General features: G+C 48.1%; 15 protein-coding genes. 1 reads left to right on the top strand and 14 read right to left on the bottom strand.

Annotated features, from left to right (window positions below):
• Nucleotides 1–48: 48 nt before the first annotated feature.
• The 5 genes from M1L66_RS29605 to M1L66_RS29625 form a co-directional block, all read right to left on the bottom strand.
• Nucleotides 49–1455, bottom strand: coding sequence for an extracellular solute-binding protein (locus M1L66_RS29605; RefSeq protein WP_434689196.1), 1407 nt, complete (start codon nucleotides 1453–1455; stop codon nucleotides 49–51).
• A 34-nt stretch (nucleotides 1456–1489) separates the two neighbouring features.
• Nucleotides 1490–1954, bottom strand: coding sequence for a VOC family protein (locus tag M1L66_RS29610; protein ID WP_434689198.1), 465 nt, complete (start codon nucleotides 1952–1954; stop codon nucleotides 1490–1492).
• A gap of 16 nt (nucleotides 1955–1970) precedes the next feature.
• The gene (locus tag M1L66_RS29615; protein WP_187020239.1) at nucleotides 1971–2426 is read right to left on the bottom strand and encodes a VOC family protein; all 456 of its coding nucleotides are present in this window, start codon (nucleotides 2424–2426) and stop codon (nucleotides 1971–1973) included.
• A gap of 50 nt (nucleotides 2427–2476) precedes the next feature.
• Nucleotides 2477–3379, bottom strand: coding sequence for a carbohydrate ABC transporter permease (locus M1L66_RS29620; protein ID WP_434689200.1), 903 nt, complete (start codon nucleotides 3377–3379; stop codon nucleotides 2477–2479).
• 74 nt (nucleotides 3380–3453) lie between these two features.
• Complete coding sequence (locus M1L66_RS29625) at nucleotides 3454–4317, bottom strand: carbohydrate ABC transporter permease (RefSeq protein WP_002604840.1); 864 nt, start codon at nucleotides 4315–4317, stop codon at nucleotides 3454–3456.
• Between the two features lie 1096 nt (nucleotides 4318–5413).
• Here M1L66_RS29625 and M1L66_RS29630 point away from each other — a divergent pair.
• Nucleotides 5414–5470: a hypothetical protein gene (locus tag M1L66_RS29630; RefSeq protein WP_242840590.1), complete on the top strand. Its 57-nt coding sequence runs from the start codon at nucleotides 5414–5416 to the stop codon at nucleotides 5468–5470.
• 279 nt (nucleotides 5471–5749) lie between these two features.
• Here the strand turns inward: M1L66_RS29630 and M1L66_RS29635 are convergent, their stop codons facing one another.
• The 9 genes from M1L66_RS29635 to M1L66_RS29675 all read right to left on the bottom strand — a co-directional run bounded on the left by M1L66_RS29635 (nucleotide 5750) and on the right by M1L66_RS29675 (nucleotide 17579).
• Nucleotides 5750–6706, bottom strand: coding sequence for a 2-hydroxyacid dehydrogenase (locus M1L66_RS29635; RefSeq protein WP_434689201.1), 957 nt, complete (start codon nucleotides 6704–6706; stop codon nucleotides 5750–5752).
• A gap of 15 nt (nucleotides 6707–6721) precedes the next feature.
• Nucleotides 6722–8065: an FAD-dependent oxidoreductase gene (locus tag M1L66_RS29640; protein WP_349768871.1), complete on the bottom strand. Its 1344-nt coding sequence runs from the start codon at nucleotides 8063–8065 to the stop codon at nucleotides 6722–6724.
• A gap of 258 nt (nucleotides 8066–8323) precedes the next feature.
• A complete protein-coding gene (locus tag M1L66_RS29645; protein ID WP_434689203.1) occupies nucleotides 8324–10990 on the bottom strand; it encodes a glycosyl hydrolase 2 galactose-binding domain-containing protein in 2667 nt (888 codons plus the stop codon).
• 33 nt (nucleotides 10991–11023) lie between these two features.
• The gene (locus M1L66_RS29650) at nucleotides 11024–11965 is read right to left on the bottom strand and encodes an aldo/keto reductase (protein ID WP_434689204.1); all 942 of its coding nucleotides are present in this window, start codon (nucleotides 11963–11965) and stop codon (nucleotides 11024–11026) included.
• Between the two features lie 30 nt (nucleotides 11966–11995).
• Nucleotides 11996–12667, bottom strand: coding sequence for a response regulator transcription factor (locus M1L66_RS29655; protein ID WP_187020247.1), 672 nt, complete (start codon nucleotides 12665–12667; stop codon nucleotides 11996–11998).
• Between the two features lie 13 nt (nucleotides 12668–12680).
• On the bottom strand, nucleotides 12681–14312 hold the full coding sequence (locus tag M1L66_RS29660; protein WP_434689205.1) for an ATP-binding protein: 1632 nt from the start codon (nucleotides 14310–14312) through the stop codon (nucleotides 12681–12683).
• Between the two features lie 38 nt (nucleotides 14313–14350).
• A complete protein-coding gene (locus M1L66_RS29665; protein ID WP_434689206.1) occupies nucleotides 14351–15199 on the bottom strand; it encodes a carbohydrate ABC transporter permease in 849 nt (282 codons plus the stop codon).
• Nucleotides 15200–15207: 8 nt separating this feature from the next.
• A complete protein-coding gene (locus M1L66_RS29670; RefSeq protein ID WP_243270191.1) occupies nucleotides 15208–16077 on the bottom strand; it encodes a carbohydrate ABC transporter permease in 870 nt (289 codons plus the stop codon).
• A 68-nt stretch (nucleotides 16078–16145) separates the two neighbouring features.
• Nucleotides 16146–17579 (bottom strand): ABC transporter substrate-binding protein, encoded by a 1434-nt coding sequence (locus tag M1L66_RS29675; RefSeq protein WP_434689208.1) that lies wholly within the window; start codon nucleotides 17577–17579, stop codon nucleotides 16146–16148.
• Between the last annotated feature and the right edge of the window lie 158 nt (nucleotides 17580–17737).

The raw sequence follows: 17737 nt of genomic DNA on the forward strand, positions 1-17737 counted from the left end.
TTCAGTGCAGCAGCCCCGTTTTTCACCAGAGCGTATTTAAACATTGCTCTACTGCGTGTTCTGCAATTCCTTTTCCATTCTTCCCTGCAGATCCGCCAGCAGCGGCTCCGGGTCCTTATCTTCATAAAGGCACTTATCACGGACGGAGATCAGTTCCTGGCCCATGACGCTTCGAATGCTGCACAGCGCCGGAGTATTGGAGTGCTCGTTAAAGACCATATTCTTAATAACTGAATAGCGTTCGTCATTCTCCTTTACCAGAGTCAGCTCGTCGATAACGTCTTTTCTGGTAGGTGTGCTGTACCATGTCTTGTTGTTGTCATCCGCAATATATGCGTTGGCAATGTAATCGACAAACCGGGCAGCCGCATCGATGTTCTTTGCCCCCTTAGGCACGCAGTACGTATTGACGCCCAAAACGGAACCGCCGTACAGCTCCGGATGGCTGTCGCTTACTACCATCGGCACTACCGTATAGTCCATATCCGGCACATACTGCTTAATCGCGTTGTTAAACCAGTTTCCATTCATCGTCATGGCCACTTTTCCCGTAAAGAACGCGTGATCCGGCGAGAATGCGCCTCCAAAACCGGAAGCGAAGGATTTAATCTTCTCCGGGTTATATTTTTCTGCATACTTTCTCTGCCAGTTCATCATCTCGACAAGGTCCGGATCGGTAAGGTTGATCTTCCCATCCTCATAAATCTGAGCGCCAAAGTACCATGCCTGATTGTAAACGTCGGTCTCCGCGCCGTCAATCCATGGGATAAAGCCCATTGTCGTATAGTCGTCGCCTTCCTTCACCGTCATCTTATCCGCCCACTCATCCAGTTCCGATATGCTCTTCGGCGGATTGCTCACGTCCAGGCCGGCCGCAGCCGCTTTTTCATTATTAATGAAAAGCATCTGCGTGTCCGTCTCCATCGGCATGATGTACCATGCTCCATCGATATCCATCAGGCTCTGAACGCTGGGCTGATAGTCGTCTCTGGATCGGCCAAGCTTCTCCATAGCCGCAGACACGTCCTCGAAGGCGCCCTGGGCCGCCATAGGATAGGTCAGAAGGTTCGGTGCACAGATGACGTCCGGTACATTGCCGGAGGCGATGGCCGCCATCAGCTTTCCATTGGTAATTCCCGCATCCGGCGGCACATACGTAGCATCTACTTTTATGCCCGGATTGTTCTTTTCAAATTCCTCGATACGCCACAGATCCCAGGTCTCCGAATCTCCACCCCACGGATACCAGTATTTGATTACAACCTCTCCTTCCGCCGGCATCTGCGCTGCTTCCGATTTGCTCTCCTCCGTCTGTGCTCCGGCCTCCTTCGTGGTCTCGCTCTGTGTGGTATCACTCTTTGTGGTTTCATTCTTTGTGGCCGCTGTACCGCCGCATCCGGCCAGATTGCACGCTACTGCCGCTGTAAGAACCAGTGCTACTCCTCTTTTTCTCATGAAATGCTCCTCCTTCTTATTTTAATGATTCATTTCAGCCTTCCGGCTCATATTTTAAATTGAACAGGATTCCATACTTCTCCATGGACTCCGGAAGCGGATACTCGCCCCCCGGATATTTTCCATGGTGTCTGACCGGGCAGCCCCTGTCTTCGAAAAATGCGACGGCTTCCTCCAGATCATCGACCATAAAGCCCACGTGATGGAATACCACGTCCTTATCCCCCAGTGCTTCCTTCCAGGAGCTGTCGCATTCATCCGGTTCCATGATCTCCAGGAACAGCTGGCCCATGTCAAATCCGCATAGCCTGGCCTGCGTGCCTGAAGCGATTCCCCTGAATTTCGTCTGCGCTATTTCCACCGGCGGCATCGAATTGATCTCAGGCATAGGGACTCCGAACACTTCCGCGTACAGCGCCGCCGTCTTTTCAATATCTCTGGCGACCAGTCCTACCTGACAGCAGGTCTTTGGATTAATGATTCCTTTTCTCTTCCCCATCTCGTATCTCCTTCTCTTAAAAGCTTTCCAGAAGCTCAAAAATCAGTTTTAGATCTTTTCTTGCATCAATATAGGCGTACATTCCCGAACCATTTCCGTAATTGCCCTTTTGCATCAGCGGAAATCCTTTTTCACCAAGAGTCTTTATCTTGCCCTCGGCATCTTTTACCTGGAAGGCGATGTGATGAAGTCCCTCCCCCTTTTCATTGAGAATATCCCGCCAAGCGCTGGGCTTCTCATCCGGTTCAATAAGCTCAATTTGTACCGTTGGCGTATCGAAAAACATCATCTTGCAGGAGGCCGTGGACCGTTCCCCGCAGACTTCCGCCTTTACAATCTCATCGGGGCCGGAATCCGCAACCTCCGGCCTCTCGATTCCAAAGAAATCTGCAAAGGCCTGCCCTGTCTTCTCCACATCATTGACTACCAGTCCAATCTGACACACCACATTTGTTTCTATTACGCTTCCCATTTTACTTCCTCGCTTTCTCCTTAAATTTATCTTTCTTCTTATTAAATATGTTAAGACTCTTCTTTGCCAAAACCGGTTACCTTCAGCATGACAAAGGTCAAAATCATCGCAGCCACCAGCATGATCCAGGCCATCGCGGATGCATACCCCATCTTCATAAACTTGAACGCATTGTTATACAGATAATATCCGAAGAAGGTCGTCGAATCATTGGGACCTCCGTTCGTCATAACGAAGGATTCTGTGAACTGCTGCAGCAGCTTGATCATATAAGTGACCACATTGTACACAATAATCGGCTTCATAAAAGGAATGGTAATGTACCGGAACTTATGTAGGATATTGCCTCCATCGATCTCCACTGCCTCATAAAGGCTCGTCGGTACATCCTGCAGACCGGCCAGGAATATAATGATCAGATTACCGGAGCACCATAAATTCATCAGAATCATGCCCGGCTTCGCCCACCGTGGACTGGCCAGCCAGCCCGGTCCGTCGATCCCGATCAGTGCCAGCCCCTGGTTTACCGCCCCATTGTCCTTAAGGAGCCAGATCCACAGAATGCAAAGCACCACCATCGGCACCAGCGTCGGCATGAAAAATAATGTCCTGATAAAAGAAACGCCTCTCAGTCTCCGGTCATTTACAATTGCTGAAATGATAAATGTTACGATGATAATTATGGGAAGGCCCACCACCATCATATACCCTGTATTCAAAATGGACTTGATAAACAGAGGATCACTGGTAAACAGCGTCTTATAATTATCGAGGCCTACGAATCTGGGGGCCTTAAGTGCGGAATAGTTCGTAAACGAATACCGCAAAGAATTAATGATCGGATATAAAGTAAAACATAAAAATCCCACGATCCACGGGCTGATAAACGCCAGGCCCGTCAGAAGACTCCGTCTGTCCGCCTTCGATCTGCTCCTCGTTTTTTTCCTGTTCATATCTCACTCCTATCTGCGTGTCACCTCTCACGCATCTAACCTTATGCATCAAACCTTACGCATCAAATCCAGTATTACCCCTTGATACCGGAAAATGAAATTCCCTCGATAAAGTATTTCTGAAGGATAAAGAAAATCGCCAGCATCGGCAGTGTCATCGACACTCCAACCGCAATAACCAGAGGCCACCTCGGGTCGTTCGTGCTCATCAGCTGTTGAATTCCAATGGACAGGGTATACAGCTTGTTATCCGTCAAAAATACCAGCGGTCCGATAAAGTCATTCCAGCAGTTCATAAAGGTAAAGATCGCCACCGTCGTCAGCGCCGGTTTCGCCAGTGGGATAATAATCCGGTAAAAAATAGTAAATTCGCTTGCCCCGTCTATCTTGGCGGATTCCGAGATATCATACGGCACCCCGACCAGAAACTGCCGCAGCAGAAAGATAAAGAAGGCATTACCAAAGAACGACGGAACGATCAGCGGAAGAAAGGTTCCGATCCAGCCCAGCTTTTGAAACATCAGGAATAACGGAATCATGGTTACCTGGAACGGCAGAACCATCGTCATCAGCACCAGATAGAACACCGCGTTTCTTCCTTTCCATTTGATTCTGGAAAATCCATAGGCCACAAGAGAGTTGGAGAACAGTCCGCCGATCACGTTAAATACAATGATAAACAGCGTATTTCCCAGATACTTGAGAAATGGAAATCCGGTAAATCCCTGGATATAGTTCCCTATCGTCCATGTTTCAGGCAGCCACTTCGGCGGTGTCCGGAATAAATCCTGACTCGTCTTAAAAGAACTCAGAATCAGCCAGATAAACGGAACGATAAACGCCAGTGCCAGAATCGCTATAATCAGGTACTCGGCCGCCACCTCAATCGTGCTTCGCTTGATCCGCCTGTCCTTCTCCTTTGCCTTTAATTTTTCCATAAGCCCCTCCTCTTACTTCATTCATGATACGGTCATTTTTGTATGCATACATTTTATTTCCTTTGATAGTTACATGGTACTATACTTTTATGCAATATGCAATATTAATTTTCCATTTTCGGTGCTTTATTATGTTATTTTACCTTTTCCACAAACACAAGCGCTTTGTTTTGCACACATGTCACAAGTTTGTAAGTTTATATATACTTACATTTTGTAAGGTGGCTGTGGTATGATATTTTTCACATAAAAAACGTGGAGACAGCGGCTTCTATAAACCGCTGTCTCCACGTTATGAATGCGTATTGTACCATTCGATTTTTTTATTCTATCTTCTATCTTCGTCTTTAGTCACGCCTATGTTAAGTTGTATATACATTGGGCTACGATTGAAATCCATATCATTTTACAGGATTATATCAACTTTTTCCTTATGTCAGAATTTTTCTCTGATATAATTTTATTGGGCCGTTTATCTGCCGGGTGACTTCCATCTCCGAAAGGTGGTGGTTCTATAAGATGACTACTTATGAAGAATTTATGATTATCATAAATGCAGCAATGCTTATCATTGCTATTCTCGTTTAAATAGATAGAAAAAACGGTACAAAAAAATAGTCGCCCACCATTCCAAAAGCAGCAACTATTTTCTTTAAAATATAACGAATCTTTGGAAGCCACGCTGTGGAGTGAACTGCCTTTTTCTACCTTTATTATAAACCATCTGGACCTAATTAATGTGTCAAACACATTTTCTCACCTGTCAGGCTTTCTGCATCTGATGAATGAGGTTAATCTGATATATATAGTTAACATAATAAGTACTGTCTTGATTATGGAGAATTGAAAACTATTTCTTAAATCAGGCGTTGTTTCCCATTTACCATCTTCGTTTCACATACAACCTGTATATTCTCATCGTTGATCCATGTAACTTCAAGCGAATTACTTTTCACCATTTTTTATTGTATTTCCAACTACCATCTGATATAATTCATTTAGGCAGTCCATCTGCCGGGTGACTTCCATCTCCGAAAGGAGGTGGTTCTATATTATGTCTACATATGAAGAATTTATGATTATCATAAATGCAGCAATGCTTATCATTGCTATTCTCGTTTACATAGATAGAAAAAATGGTACAAAAAAATAGTCACCCTCCCTCCAAAGGTAAGTGACTATTTTTTAATAGCAACTAATCGCATGGAAGCCACTCTGTGGAGTGGACTGCCTTTTGTACCTTTATTATAAACCTATCTATTCCATCGTGTCAATTAGAATTTTTTCTGCTCTGGCGCTTAACTGGATAAGAAATATATCTGTGCAGAGATCCTCTCTACGCTGAAAGAGATGTCAATATGCGGAAAATTATACATATCTGGCCGATCTGCATCAGCCTGCATTTTTATAATCCCTTTATTATCCTGCAAATTTATATCTTACAAACATTCTGAGGCTTCCCCTCCAGCCAGGCAAAGACATTTTCAAACACGATCTCCGCCCGCCGAAGCATGGACTCTTCCGAAATAAACGCCTGATGAGGTGTCAGCAGCGTATTCTTTGCGGACAGCAAAGGATAATCTTCCGGAAGCGGCGGTTCCATATCGTAGACGTCAATGCACGCATAGCCAAGACGCCCTTCATTCAGTGCGTCGGCCAGTGCCTGATTATCCACAATCGGACCTCTGGCACAATTGATAAACACGGCATCTCTTTTCATAAGTGCGATGCAGTCCGCATTCAGAAAGCCTCTGGTTTCTCCATTGAGCGGAAGGTGCAGTGACACAATGTCGCTCTCCGCCAGAACCTCTTCCAGGGAACAGTAGGTAATCCCCATCTTCTCCGCCTCTTCCGAACGGCTTCTCCCATAGGCGATCACTCTCGCCCCAAATGCCAGGAACAGCTTTGCGGTCATCAGGCTGATGCGTCCCAGACCGATGATTCCCACCGTTCTGCCGCAGATCTCCCGGCCGCCGATTCCCGCGCTTGTCCCGCCTTTGCGAAGCTGGATATCCGCCTTCCTTATATTTCTAAGTCCGCTCACCGCCATCCCGATAACGAGTTCTGCCACGGTTTGATTGGAATAACCGGCCGCATTGCAGATCATGATTCCTTTTTCCCTGCAAGCCTCCGCTGCTACATGGTCAATTCCCGTAAATGCCACGGATATCATCTTTAAATCCTGATCAGACAGAATCACCGATTCCGGGTAGGGATGATTGGCTATCATGACAATATCACTCCCTGCAGATCGAACAGCCAGCTCCTTTGGATCTGTCGCCACGGTGTCAAACCACTCAAACTCATGCCCCATCTCCGTCAGTTTCCGGGCATATTCCTCGATTGTTTCCGCGGGAACCCCTATAGGCTCCAGTAATTTAATTTTCATCCCTGTTCTCCTTTCTTATGAAGCATCACCCAAAAATACACCCTGCGACCTCAGCGTTTTTCGCAGTTTCTCCGCATTAAGACCTCTCGGCAGGATATTTTCCTTTACACACATCGCCGCCGCAGTTCCTGCTGCCTGGCCCTGAGCCATACAGGACACGGTGTTTCTCGTGGACATATGTGCCTCCCAGGTGCTGGTAATGCATCTTCCCGCCACCAGCAGTCCCTCCACATGCTTTGGAAGCAGCGCCCGGTATGGAACGCCGTAATATCCGCCTCCCTGAATGGTAATTCTTGGGGCGCAGTCATGGAATCCATATAAATACACCTCATCCCCAAACCGTTTTCCGGATACAATCTCCTCAAGGGACAGGTCATACTCACATTCCACGATTCTCGTAAGTCTCACGCCGATACTGGCCGGCGTCCAACTCACATAAGCGTGTTCAAAGCCTGGAATATACTGTTTCAGCATTGCCGCCAGTTTCATAATCTGATGACGGAGCGCGATCTCCGCCTTTGAATAAGCCTCCGTGTCGGTGGTATCCACACTGGGCAGCGCCGCCGAATTAATGTAGGTGAATTCTCCCTCATGAAGAGAAAACCCAAGGGGTCCCCACATCCCTGTCTGCTCCATAAACTCCGTAAATTCAGGCACCTTTTTCAGTTCAAAGCCAAGCCGTATCACATGGTCGGTCACGCTCCCCTTATCCCCCTCAATCAGCTGGTTGACAAGGCCCCTCTCCCGGCAGAATTCCACCAGCCGGGGCATATCCACATTTGTCATGCCAAAGGGCATTCCCACTGAGGTTGTATCATGCTTTTTAACAAATCCTGCTCCAGCCAGCGCCGCCACATCGCCGTCGCCGGTGGAATCGATCACGGTGCGGGCAAGTATGGCTTCTCTTCCGGACTTCCCTTCGATGATAATCCCCTCCAGCCGCCCGCCGTCTTTTATCACGTCTGCGATCACCGTATGAAGCAGAATCCTCACACCTGCCTCTTCCAGCATGGTAAATGCGACATCCTTAAAAATCTCCCAGTCTATCAGCGTAATAGCAGAATCGTAGTTCCCGCCCTTATCCTGTTCCAGATGCCCCGGCGATCCCGATGCCTCCATCATGCGCGTCACAATTTCCTGCGGAATTCCCTGGACCACCTGAGTCTTTGCCGCATCCGCATAGGCCTTATACAGGTTAAAAAAGCTGTGCAGCGGTCCGGCCCCATTCACAAGAGTTCCCCCTACATGGCCAAACCGTTCCACCAGTATGGTATCCGCTCCGTTTCTGGCTGCTGCCAGCGCCGCCGTAAAGCCTGCAGTTCCGCCCCCGCAGACGACCACATCACAGTCATATCTCACCGGAGTCTTCCTGTGCTCCTCTATCTCTCTTTTCATAAAATGTACATGGAAATTCATATCTTTAGACATGAGAGGAATTGTACCCCTCTTGACTCTTTCGTGATCTCCACTTAGCCTCCTCTCTTTTCCAACTAATGATACAATAATAGTCTCCAAAATTTTCGCTTGCTATTTACTTTATTTTAACTGCACAGTTACAAAGGCACTTATCTCACGGTATGGAGCAGGTATGTTTTTGGTCCGGTAATCGTACCAAAACTATAGTCCCGCTATGGAGGGGAGGATATAATACTCTGTTTGCAGAGGCCTGTCAGGCATGTCCGAAGCAGGCAGGCTGCTATCAATCAGCCTATTGTAGCCAACGTTTGAGGTAGAAGACATGAGTAATTGATATTCTGTTTTCCCCTCATCGTCATCATAGATGGCTTTCGCCTTCACCGTTCCCCTCTCATGGCGCCCCAGAACCCGGATTCTTTTTTTCATTCCGGGGAGCAAATCGAAGTAATTGTCCTCAAACAGCCAGCCAAATTCATCGCCGTCCTCATCCCCGGTCAGCTCTACACATCTGGCAAACCGGCTCGCAGTGACGACAAGGTCATCTCCCTCCTGCTTGATCTGAAGCCCCGTATGTTCCGGGTACTCCATTCTTCGTTCAATCTCACACGGCTCTGCACACATTCCCAGAATTTTGCCTTCCACGGAATATGCGACGGCACAGACCAGATTGGTTTTTTTAAACTGACCGAATCGGTCAATCGTACAGACCGGTTTCGATTCATCCGGTTCCGCCTGAAAGTTCTCATAAAATACCGCCTGCCGTTCATTCTTTACTATGTCAAACAGAAATATTTCCAGACGTCCGCTTACGGCGCACCCCGTATCATTCGTCACCCAGATGTACCCATGATCCCCCAGCTCACACGACACAAGAAATGGCGAGTAACACCGTTTCAGCTCGTAATAGGGATAGTAGGGTTCCTGATAGTAGTCCACAATTCCATAGGAGATAATATTGCTGTTATTGTTAAATTTCCAGAGTATATGGCCGTTCGTCCTCCTGACTGTGCCGGTGGAAGACGCTTCATCTCCCCGGAAGCCCCTGCGAAACCGGCATACCTGCCCGTGAATATACTCCGCATGAGCGGCGCCGATCCGATAGACCAGTTCCTCTGCCGTCTCCGCGTCATAATAATGTTCCACAGGCCCAAGCTTTATAACGCCCTGATTCGTGTTGTGAAGCTCCCAGCTTTCCGGCCACTCTTTCCTTTGCCTCCGGCTAACACACCCCGTATATCCGGGGGGCCAGAGTTCTTCCGGCTTCATCATCCGTCTCATGGACTTCATGGATGGTGTAGAGACACGGCAGTTTTCACTTAAGAAGACGGGGAATTCCCTCCCTGGCACAAACCAGAGATGGGTGTAGCCATGGGTATCTCCCGCGGAAGGATCATTGGCAAAGTCCCCGCCGCACGGAGAAGACGGATGGTAGTACCGATCCGGGTCCTGTTCCGCACATACTTGTGGAAGTACGCGGCAAACGATCTCCTCACCAAAACAGGGACCGCCGGGATTATCATAATCTCTCCATAAGAGTGTCTCATTACCGCCGCACCAGAGAAGTATGGACGGATGGGATTTCAGCCGTCTCGTCATCTGCTCTGCCTCTCTGCGGCAGAGTTCCAGAAACTCCGGTTCCTCCGGGTATGCCGAATAGCAGAAATAAAAATCCTGCCAGATAAGTATCCCCCGTCTATCACACTCCTCATAAAATGCCTCAGGATAACGTTCGCTCTCCCCCCAGACCCGCAGAATATTAAAATTCCCCAGCTCCGCCAGATTAAACAGCCGTTCCATCACCTCCGGGCGGTAACGGTTGCTCCGTGTATCAGGGTGGACGAGATTGGCTCCCCACAGCTTAAGCGGCTTTCCATTGATCTGGAAATCCATATCCCCCACCATGGATATTCTGCGGAATCCGATCACCTTTTCCACCGAATCCGCCATTCCGCTGCCGCACGAATCCACCGTCCCGCTGCCGCACGTAAGCTCCAGCCGGTATACCGCCGGTTCGCCCATTGTCCACGGCCACCAGAGTTTGGGATGCGGTACCATGAGTTCCACGGTCTCTGACCGCTTCGTGATTGGCCGTATTTCCTCCGCCCTCACACAGCCGTCCCCATCAAGAATCCTGGCCCGCAGCAGTTCTCCCCGGTACTTCTCCAAAGCCCCCAGAAAAGAGGCTGTAACCGCAACCATACCTGTTTCCCCGTCTTCAGAAAGCCTGCTGTCCGCGGTCACCTCATCAAACAGAAGAGGATCTTCCCGCGCCAGAGTCACATCACCATAGATCCCGCACCGGATCAGGCTCGGAACCGGGCCGCAGTACTCATGAAAACCAGAGCGGAATGCCCGCACTGCGGAGATAGTGGGTACACGCCCCTCATACCGTTCCGGAAGCCTGACCCCGTTCACTTTTTCCTTTGCAGACCGAAACCAGATAAGCAGCACATTTTCTTCCGCCTTCACTCCCTCCACAGGAAACCGGTAATCCAGAAATGCATCGCAGCATGTGCCAACTAACGTTCCATTTAAATAGACCGAAGCAAAGGTATCTGTTCCCTTCAAATTGAGATAGACTGATCCCCCTGCTCCCGCAAAAGTACCGCCGGTAAATTCAAGCCGGTATACCCAGTCGTACTCATCAATCCATAAATCACGGTTAATCCCCGTCTCATTGGGATTCTCTATCACACCGTAATCCAGAAGCACATCGTGTACCTGCTCCGGAAAATCCCTGACAGAAAAACTGCGGTCCTTCCCGCTGCCAGGCGCTCCAAAAGCAGCTTCCAATTCCTCCGGACGATACTCCGTTCCCGCGGGAAAGCGCTTCAGGAGCCAGCCCTCCCGCAAATTTATTTTCTTCATGACAGTCTCCCTCAAGCTTTATGCGGCACCAGACTAAAAAACAAAGCCTTTTGTACTGCTTAAGCGCTCCATAATCTCACTGCTTAGACGCAGTCCTGTGGCCGCTGCGTTATCCAGTGCCTGGGCCGCATTTTTCGCTCCCGGAATCACACAACTGATACCCGGATACGTCATATTATACGCCAGCGCCAGATGCCCCATGGAGAGTCCCGTCTCCGCGGTACACGCCTCCACAATCTCCATGTCCGGTCTTACCGCCTCGAAACGTTCCTCTGACCAGAATCCTCTCCGGTTGTCGCCTTCCGCAAAACGGGCGCCTTCCCGGTACTTTCCAGTCAGTATTCCGCTGGCCAGCGGCTGACTGGTCATCACCGCGATATTCCGCTCCTTTGCCAGCTTCACGACCTCCAGATTGGATTTGTTCAGGATATTAAACGGACATTCCAGCACATCGATCACGCGGTCATGGTCGCGTTCCAGAGCGTGCATCGTATCTCCTGCTCCCCACATCGCCAGTCCTGCAAACCGCACCTTACCCGACTGCTTCATCTCTTTCAGCGTCTCCATTACCGCGGCTCTGTCCTGCCAATCCGCATCCGGGACATGCAGGAGATAGACATCCACATAATCCGTCTGAAGCCGTCCCAGACTCTCCTCCAGACACATCATGAGATAATCTCTGTTAAAATTCTTGCTGCGTTCCGGCAGACGGTAGTTCGTACCGCCCTTGGTCACGATAACGGACGCCTCTCTTCGTCCCTTCAAAAACTCTCCGATCAGTATTTCGCTGTGCCCATCTCCATAGGCGTCGCACGTATCGTATAAGTTGACCCCCTTTTCCCATGAAACATTTAAAGCTTCGACCGCATCCCTGTCACTGCTTCCATCACCCCAGCCTTTCCCGCCGATCGCCCAGGCGCCAAATCCGATATCCGACACCTTCATGCCGGTCCTGCCAAATATATTGTATTCCATCGTTATCCATCCCCATTTCTATCTGTAAAATCACTCGTCAAAAATATTCAGTTCCCTTAACTGTGCCACCACATCCTTCATCCGCTTCTTGCCGAATTTCTTTAAAATATGGTTGACCTGGGACCGTATCGTGGTTTCCTCCACGAAACGCTTTGATGCAATGTCCTTATAAGTAAAGCCTTCATATACCATTTTAAGAATCTCATATTCCGTCGTGTTAATCAGAAGCATGACCTGAAAGGTCTCCTTTAACCGGCTCTGCTTCTCGTAGACTCTCTGGTACCCGTCGATCAGTTTCTTCGCCACCTCCGGTCGGACCAGAAGCTTATTGTCAATCACATCGTGAATGGATTTGACTATCTTTTCAATCGAACTGGTCTTTATGATATAATCGACCGCTCCGGCCAGATATGCCTGAAATATAAATTCTTCGTCCTCATGAATGGTCAGCGCGATGCATTTCACCCCCGGATAACGCTCGTGAATTTTGCCGATCGCCGTAATGCCGGATGTTCTGGTCTCCATTTGAATATCCATGAGAACAACAGAGGGAAGCAGCCGTTCCACCATGATAAACGCCTCATGGCCGGTAGCCGCCTGCCCCACCACCACGATATCGTCCGAGTGGGCGGCAATCTCCTCCGCCAGATGAATTCTGATCTCCTCCATATCATCCGCTATGACCAGCTTAATCTTCTCCATTTTCCTCCCCCTTTTACTTGGTGTCTCCAGGCGCCAATGCCTTCGGAGGCACTAGCGCTGCATTCTGCAATGCAGGACCAGCCTTCTCCTCTCTGCTCATGGGCAGGAGAAGAAACACCGACGTATACACTCCGTATCTGCTGTCAATCTTAATCTGTCCCAGATGTGCCCTGATCACCTTGTATACGTAAGGAAGACCCAACCCCCAGTTCATCTTCCCCTGTTTTCCGGAATAGTGCGGTGAAAATATGCGGCCGCGGTCACGGAAACGGATTCCTTTCCCATTATCCTGGATCATGATAATCAGCCACCGGAACAGAAATTCCAGCCGGATTGCGATTTTCCCCTCTTCCTTTCCCGACTGTTCAATGGCCTCCACTGAATTATTCAAAATATTAACAAGCGCCTTGCACAGATGATACCGGTCGTACATTCCGCAAATATCCTCGTAACCCTCGCTGCTCCACTCCACCGTGATGTAGGAAGGCAGCGTAACCTCATTTAACGCCTCATCGATGATGCTGGTAACGCTGTTATTTAAGTAGTGGTACTTAATCTCTTTCAATTCATCCAGCATTTGCGTCGTCCGTCCCAGCGACTCGTCGATCAGCTTTCTCATGCGCCCGATTTCCGGTATCGCCTCCTTATTCTCCACCTTATTTTCGATCTTCGTGATTAGAATCTGCTGGGAAAAGAAGAGATTTTTCTGAGAGTGAAGCGTTTCTCCCAGCACCTCGTTCATAATGTTTAAATTCTTCTGGATCTTCCGCTTCACAAACGGCGTCGCCGACATGTCCATCCGGAAACTCAGCAGGATAAACATGCAAAAAGAAATCACCACCAGTACCAGTGACGGGGCGGTCAAATAGACCTTCTGAATCCGGGCCTGGACATTTTCAAAAATCCAGAAACCGCTGCGGATTACCTTATCCACAGACACGCTGAACGGCCCGATATAAAAGAACACATAAAAGATTGCGTCGGCAAGCAGAAGCCCCATGGAAAACAGGAGTATCCGTTTGCGCAAAAACCGCACTGACGTCACCATCACATACCGGATCAGAACACAGATGGGACGCAGCAGCAACAGCAGAACCACCAGCTTAAATACAACATTTAAGAAACAGAACAAAGCGTACACAAGCGGCTTGTTCCCGCTGGTATGGTACAAAATATACATTTTTGTGGAAGTTACCGGATCATAAAGAATCAGGGAGAGTAGGGGGACCAGAATAAAGAGTCCGGCATGTCGGAAGCGCGCGCCGGAGCGCGGCCGCTTCGTCCAGCTATCCTTTTCTGTTTTCGTCTTCCCTCTTCCCAGGTTTTTCTGAAATTCATAGTTAAAAATCGTCTCAGCCAGAAGGAACAGGGCGATCCCCACGTTCATGAGCCGGATGTTCATGACGATGGGAAGCGCCAGCCTGGCGGTTATTACTTTATAGATCATATAGTCCAGCCGGTAATAAATATTTCTGCCGTAGTATTCTCCATAACTGGCAAACATGTTAATATGGAGAATGATGGAGAAGAAGGCCAGGGTCGCTCCTGTCGCCATAAGAACAAATAAATAGGAGTATCTGCTCTTATGGTCAAAAATAAGCAGTATGACAGAAAACGCCACCAGCAATCCAATTGTATAAAACATCTTCTTCCCCCACAATCCCCGTCCGGCTTAACAGTCACCTATCCTTTTATGGCGCCTTCCGTCAAACCTGAAATAAAATACTTGTTTAAAAATAAGTATACAATAAGCATCGGTAAAATGGAAATGCTGATTCCCGCCAGCATCAGATTCCAGGAGGACACAGCCTCGCCGCTGGATTTCAGACTGACAACACCGACGACCAGCGGCCATTTGTCCTTTGCCGCAATGGTAAATACGTAAGGCAGGAGATAATCGCTCCAGGCTGTCCGAAATGCTACCAGGCCTGTAGTTGCCACCAGCGGCTTGCAGAGCGGAAAAATAATTCTCCAGAATATTTTAAAAAAACTGCATCCGTCAATCTGTGCTGCCTCATCGATCTCCCTGGATATCTGCCTCACAAAACCGGTAGCGATAAAAACCTGTGTCGCATTCATGCCAAACACGCGGATGATGATGGGTCCCCACAACGTCCCGCTAAGCCCGAACACCTTGGCCAGACTGAGCTGCGGATAGAGCGACAGAGTTCCAATGGATACGAACATGGAGCAGAGCACCATGGTGTTCACCACTTTGGAAAACCGGGTCGTCCCCCTGGCAAATACATACCCCGCCGTAATCGATGTAACGACACATCCGCCTACCACCACAACCGCATAAAAAAAACTGTTAAAGGTCAGCCTTCCAAAATCCGCCAGCTTCCATGCCTGTATATAGTTTTCAAAATGCCACTCCGTCGGAAGGATTCCGAGTCCTCCAACCAGAATCTCCTTATTGGACTTAAAGGAGCTTAGTAAAATGTAAATAACCGGAAACAGTGCAAATGCGGCAATCACCAGGAGAAACGCGTAGATCACTGCTTTCCAGAAGCTCTTACTGACTGTTCTCATAGCGCCTCCTATTCTTCCACTTCCTGCATTTTTTTCGATACCTTTAAGTAGATCAGCGTGACAATGCCCAGAATCACCGCCGTGACGACCGCCATGGAGGAAGCGTAACCGAACTGCACTTCCATAGCGGCGCTTTCCCCATAAGAAAAGAAATACTTAAAGATGTACGTCATAACCACCTCGGTGGAACCTCCCGGCGCTCCATTCGTGAGCACCAGGATTAAATCCGTCATTTTCATGGTCCCCAATACGCTCAGCATAAGTACGAGCTGCAGGATAGGGGCTACCAGGGGCAGCGTAATGTAAAAGAACTGCTGCATTTCATTGGCTCCGTCAATGGCAGCGCATTCATACAACGATTTGGAGATATTCTGAAGCCCCATCAGAAAATAAATCATATTTAATCCGAAGGTAGTCCACAGCGACACCAGGATTATGACGAACATGGCGTGTCCTTTGTCACTGAACCAGCTGATATTCTGCGTGATCAGCCCCATATTTTTTAGTATCGCGTTGACGATTCCATTGTAAGCCCCAAACAGGATAGAGAAAATCAAACCTACTACAGCAATGCTGAACACGGAGGGCAGAAAAAATACCACGCGAAAGAAAGAGCTTCCCTTAATCTTATTATTCAGGAATACCGCTAAAACCAGGGCCAGCGGAATTTCAAATACCATCTTCATACCGGCAATCAGGAACGTATTTTTCAGCGAATCCCAGTATGCCGGATCACGTGTGAACACCCGGATAAAGTTACCCAGCCCCACAAAAATCGGTTCACTGTATCCATTATACTTAAAGAATGACCACCGAAGCACCCAGATAATCGGATAGACGGAAAACAGAAGAAAGCCGATCGTCATTGGCGTAATCATCAGGATTTCCTGAATTTTGTTTGCGGAATGCAGTTTTTTCGTTTTTTTCTTCGTTTTTATCATATTTGTTACTGACCCCACTTCATTTTCCCGGCAATATTAGAATCAATATAGTCGTCGATGTTCACCTTTCCAGAGGCAATGGCTTCATCCAGGGCCTTATTATAGCGTTCCGTCAAATCCTTCAGCGCACCATCCACATCTGTGACAATTCCGGTCAAAATCTTATTGTAAACGTCCTGATAGCTGTCGCCTTCAATTGATAAATCACCATCCGGATTTGGATACTTGATACAATACACATCCATATCAGAGAATTTAATCCAGTTCGGATCGAGACTCTCTGCCTTCGACTGGCTGGTAATCTCGTCACCCAGAATACTGATATCCACCTGTGCATCATTTGTAGCAACAAACATTTCATCGGAATACAGGTAATTTACAAACTCTGCAACCTTGTCCGCATATCCCTCCTTTGCCGCCCTGGAATTAATGACATAGGACATGGAAACTCCAATCGGTTCCTTATAACGGTTAGAAGCATCCTGAACCGGATACGGAATTACGACCCACTCGAAATCACATGGAAACTGATTTTTAAATGTCGTCACATCTGAAGACATAACACCGATCATTCCTACATTTCCTGCCGAAAACTGAGCTCTTGCAGTATCCCCATCCATCGTCTCAAAGCCCGGGAACATACTCTTGTCGTCGATGATCCCCTGAAGATGGTCAAAGAAACCGCCAAGGGATTCAAAATCATACCGGCCTGTAGTGTGATTGAAATATTCATCACCCACGCTGGCTGCGTTCGGTAAATTCAAATAGAAATAGTTGTATGATGTATATCCCATGGCCAGTGCATATCCGTAAGTCGATTCCCTGCTCCCTTCGGTGATTGCCTTGGCACACGCCCTCATTTCTTCCCATGTCTCAGGCGTCTTAAGTCCGTATTTGTTAAAAATATCCATGTTGCAGGCAAGGCCATACGTCGTCACGCGGATCGGAATAGAATACGTCTTCTGGCCAAATTCTCCATAGCCTGGAGCGTTATACTCCGAAAAACGATCCACCAGACCCTTTAAACCGTCTTCATCCTCCCACGGCATAATGTATCCCGCCTCCGCATAATTGCCGATTTTATTGCATTTGAAAATGTCCGGCCCCTCTCCGGCAGTTACAGCCACATCAAGCGTCGTATAATAATCACTCCCATAAACTGTGTATTCCACGGAAATTCCTTTTTCTTTTCCAATGGTTTCATTAAACTCTTTAATTCTTTCTTCATAAACCGCCTGATCATGCTGGTCATTGGACCACATGGTAATCTTAGTTATATCGCCGCTTCCCTCTTCCCCTTTCGCCTGTTCCTTTTTTGTCCCCCCAGTCTGTCCACTCTCCGGGGCTGCCGTCTGCCCTTTATCCGTACCGGCGCAGGCCGCCATGGAAAGTACCATTATTCCGCTCAGTAAAACCCCTAAATACTTTTTTAATTTCATGATAGACTCCTCCATTTTTTATTTACAAGTTCTGCTGCCAGCGCCGGCGTCATCTGAACTTCATGATTGCATCTTAGCACATCGTTCCTGAAAAAATAAGTATGATTTTTTATCAACATTTCCGTTTATTGTTTCGTTATTATTCATTTTTTTGTTAA

The organism is Hungatella sp. SB206, from assembly GCF_051132295.1.
In the GTDB taxonomy this organism is placed as follows: domain Bacteria; phylum Bacillota; class Clostridia; order Lachnospirales; family Lachnospiraceae; genus Hungatella; species Hungatella effluvii.

Bases quoted from the DNA above. Each gene is read 5' to 3' on its own strand.
- M1L66_RS29605 (WP_434689196.1), bottom strand. From the start codon at position 1,455: ATGAGAAAAAGAGGAGTAGCACTGGTTCTTACAGCGGCAGTAGCGTGC.
- M1L66_RS29610 (WP_434689198.1), bottom strand. From the start codon at position 1,954: ATGGGGAAGAGAAAAGGAATCATTAATCCAAAGACCTGCTGTCAGGTA.
- M1L66_RS29615 (WP_187020239.1), bottom strand. From the start codon at position 2,426: ATGGGAAGCGTAATAGAAACAAATGTGGTGTGTCAGATTGGACTGGTA.
- M1L66_RS29620 (WP_434689200.1), bottom strand. From the start codon at position 3,379: ATGAACAGGAAAAAAACGAGGAGCAGATCGAAGGCGGACAGACGGAGT.
- M1L66_RS29625 (WP_002604840.1), bottom strand. From the start codon at position 4,317: ATGGAAAAATTAAAGGCAAAGGAGAAGGACAGGCGGATCAAGCGAAGC.
- M1L66_RS29635 (WP_434689201.1), bottom strand. From the start codon at position 6,706: ATGAAAATTAAATTACTGGAGCCTATAGGGGTTCCCGCGGAAACAATC.
- M1L66_RS29645 (WP_434689203.1), bottom strand. From the start codon at position 10,990: ATGAAGAAAATAAATTTGCGGGAGGGCTGGCTCCTGAAGCGCTTTCCC.
- M1L66_RS29650 (WP_434689204.1), bottom strand. From the start codon at position 11,965: ATGGAATACAATATATTTGGCAGGACCGGCATGAAGGTGTCGGATATC.
- M1L66_RS29655 (WP_187020247.1), bottom strand. From the start codon at position 12,667: ATGGAGAAGATTAAGCTGGTCATAGCGGATGATATGGAGGAGATCAGA.
- M1L66_RS29660 (WP_434689205.1), bottom strand. From the start codon at position 14,312: ATGTTTTATACAATTGGATTGCTGGTGGCGTTTTCTGTCATACTGCTT.
- M1L66_RS29665 (WP_434689206.1), bottom strand. From the start codon at position 15,199: ATGAGAACAGTCAGTAAGAGCTTCTGGAAAGCAGTGATCTACGCGTTT.
- M1L66_RS29670 (WP_243270191.1), bottom strand. From the start codon at position 16,077: ATGATTACGCCAATGACGATCGGCTTTCTTCTGTTTTCCGTCTATCCG.
- M1L66_RS29675 (WP_434689208.1), bottom strand. From the start codon at position 17,579: ATGAAATTAAAAAAGTATTTAGGGGTTTTACTGAGCGGAATAATGGTA.